We start from the raw sequence: 2,555 nt of genomic DNA, 5'->3' as shown, positions 1-2,555 counted from the left end.
TGTAATCAGTAAGTTAATCTGCACAGAAATCGGCAAATAAGAATACACCAAAAACGGCAACAAGAGTGCACAAAAAAAACGGTAGGATAATTAAACCCCACCGTTTAATACGACCTTCATCGGCTTACGACAACTGATGAATATGCACGCATTCTTGAACAAATTTATGATGTATTATGAAATTAAGCGAATGTCCCTTGCCGGACGTTCAGCTTCAAAGATCAGCAAGGCGCTGAACTGTAACCGCAGAACGGTAAAAAAGTACCTTGAGATGGATGACGGGGAGTTTGACGCCTTTGTCAGGACTCAAAGTTGCCGTCAGAAAATACTTCTGCCATATGAAACCTTTGTATGTGATCGCCTGGTCTCTTTCCGTGATACCTCCTCTGCCCAGGTTCATGATCTTCTCAAAGAGAGGCATGATGAATTCCCAAGGGTAAACCAGAAGACGATCTACAATTTCGTCAAGTGGATACGCAGTAAATACAATCTGCCATATGAACCTGCCATTAGGGATTATTCCGCTGTTGATGAAACTCCCTTTGGCCTTCAGGCCCAGGTGGACTTCGGTGAATATAATATCCGGTCAAGCAACGGCAAGCGGCTCAAGGTTTACTTTTTTACCATGGTCCTTTCCAGATCGAGGTACAAGTATGTAAACTTCAGCGCCAGGCCCTATACTACCAGAACTGCCATTGAGGCCCATGAACTTGCCTTCAGCTTTATCAAGGGCATTCCTACGGAAGTTGTTTACGATCAGGACAAGGTCTTCATCAGCAGTGAGAACAGTGGCGATATTATCCTGACCACCCAGTTTAAGAACTATGTAAGGGATCGGGCCTTTCAGTACCATTTCTGTCGAAAGTCTGATCCGGAGAGTAAGGGAAAGATTGAGAATGTCGTCAAGTATGTGAAGCAGAACTTTCTCTATAACCGCACCTTTCATGACCTGTCCGCACTCAACACTGATGCAATAGGCTGGCTGGCGAGAACGGCAAACAAGCTTGAGCATGGATCCACAAAAAGGCCTCCAATTGATGAGTGGATCATTGAGCAGCACTTATTGACTCCCTACTACCCGGTAATGATACCTGATCTTCCCATCTCATTATATACGGTAAGGAAGGATAATACCATTTCATGGAAGAGCAACTTTTATTCCCTTCCCCTGGGAACCTATACCGGAAGGGGAACCTCCGTATCTGCACAAAATCAGGGAAATGAACTCGTGCTGTCTGATAAGGACAAGAAAGAGTTGTGCCGCCACCAGATACCCATAGGCACAGGTAAAAAAGTCTTGAAGACGGGACATAAAAGGGATGCCAGTATCGCGACCAACGAACTCATCTCCAAGCTGCATAACTACCCCTGTGAAAAAGAAGGTCTGGATAAGTTTATAGAATCGATCAAGAGGGACAAGCCGCGCTATCTCAGGGACCAGTTGCTTCTTCTGCTTAAATTGATCAGGGATATTGATACGGAAACTATCAATCGAGTACTTGATTTCTGCAATCAAAAGGGAATAAACAGTGTAAATGATCTCAGCAAGATCCTGGAGACCTTCCAAAAAGCGCCACCGGAGGAAAGCATACAGACCTCTGCGATCAATCCATTGAGCGGTGGGTCATCAATAATGGCCCTCATCCAGCCGCTCACCAGCAACATCAGTGACTACAATTCAATAATGAACCCAATAATCAATTAAGGAATGAACCAGAACGAACAGATTGACCAGTATTGCCGACGTTACAAGATAATGGGAATGGCATCGACCATTAATGAGACTGTGAAACAGGCTGAGGCCTCCCAGCTCAGCTATGCTAGTTTTTTGATGAGGCTTTTTGAAAAAGAGGCTGAACACAGGGATAGGCAGGCAAGGGAAAGGCAACTAAAGACGGCGAACCTGCCATTGAAATCCTGCCTGAACGACTATGAGGAAAGAAGCGAAAGTGGTCTTACCAGTCAAAAGATGAATACCCTCAGGGAACTGGGGTGGATGGATCAGCTTTTTAACATCATGTTAATGGGTCCCTCGGGGACCGGAAAATCATTTCTCGCAGCAGGACTCTGTGCTGATGCAATTGAAAAAGGCTACAGGGCCTACTTCAGAACGATGGAGGATATCATGACAATGCTGAGAATGAAGGAGTTCAGTAGGACAGCTATGGCAGAGTACAAGCGTATGGCAAGGGCAAACCTTATTGTTATCGATGACATTATGCTCTTCCCGGTAGAAAAGGCACAGGCAGTGAATCTTTTTAACTTCGTAAACCAACTTTATGAAAGCACCTCATTTATTATCACCACCAACAAAATGCCTGCTGACTGGGCCAAAATGCTGGATGATGAGGTGCTGGCCACAGCTCTGCTGGACAGGCTTCTATTCCGGTGTGAGGTAATCAGTCTTGCGGGAAAATCTTACAGAATGGAAAATAGGAAAACAATATTTGCAAGTTAGGACCAGAAGATTAGCTTTGTAAAACTGTGCACACTTGTTGCCGTTTTCTGTGCACTCTTAATTGCCAATTCTTGTGCAGTGTTATTTCCCGATTACA

Annotated in this window: 2 protein-coding genes; both read left to right on the top strand. The window is 44.7% G+C overall.

Annotation, left to right across the window (positions count from 1 at the left end):
• Positions 1-190: 190 nt before the first annotated feature.
• Positions 191-1,705 (top strand): IS21 family transposase, encoded by a 1,515-nt coding sequence (gene istA, locus EZ449_RS22370; protein ID WP_165499838.1) that lies wholly within the window; start codon positions 191-193, stop codon positions 1,703-1,705.
• 3 nt (positions 1,706-1,708) lie between these two features.
• Positions 1,709-2,458 (top strand): IS21-like element helper ATPase IstB, encoded by a 750-nt coding sequence (gene istB, locus EZ449_RS22365; RefSeq protein WP_131563100.1) that lies wholly within the window; start codon positions 1,709-1,711, stop codon positions 2,456-2,458.
• Positions 2,459-2,555: the final 97 nt, after the last annotated feature.

Origin of the sequence: Pedobacter frigidisoli, assembly GCF_004331675.1 — a bacterium.
GTDB lineage: Bacteria > Bacteroidota > Bacteroidia > Sphingobacteriales > Sphingobacteriaceae > Pedobacter > Pedobacter frigidisoli.
The sequence above is the reverse complement of the archived record's forward strand: the minus strand, read 5'-3'. Positions and strand labels throughout refer to the sequence as shown.

What these genes read in the sequence shown, in the direction of transcription:
- istB (WP_131563100.1), top strand. Translation starts at nt 1,709, where the DNA reads ATGAACCAGAACGAACAGATTGACCAGTATTGCCGACGTTACAAGATA.
- istA (WP_165499838.1), top strand. Translation starts at nt 191, where the DNA reads ATGTCCCTTGCCGGACGTTCAGCTTCAAAGATCAGCAAGGCGCTGAAC.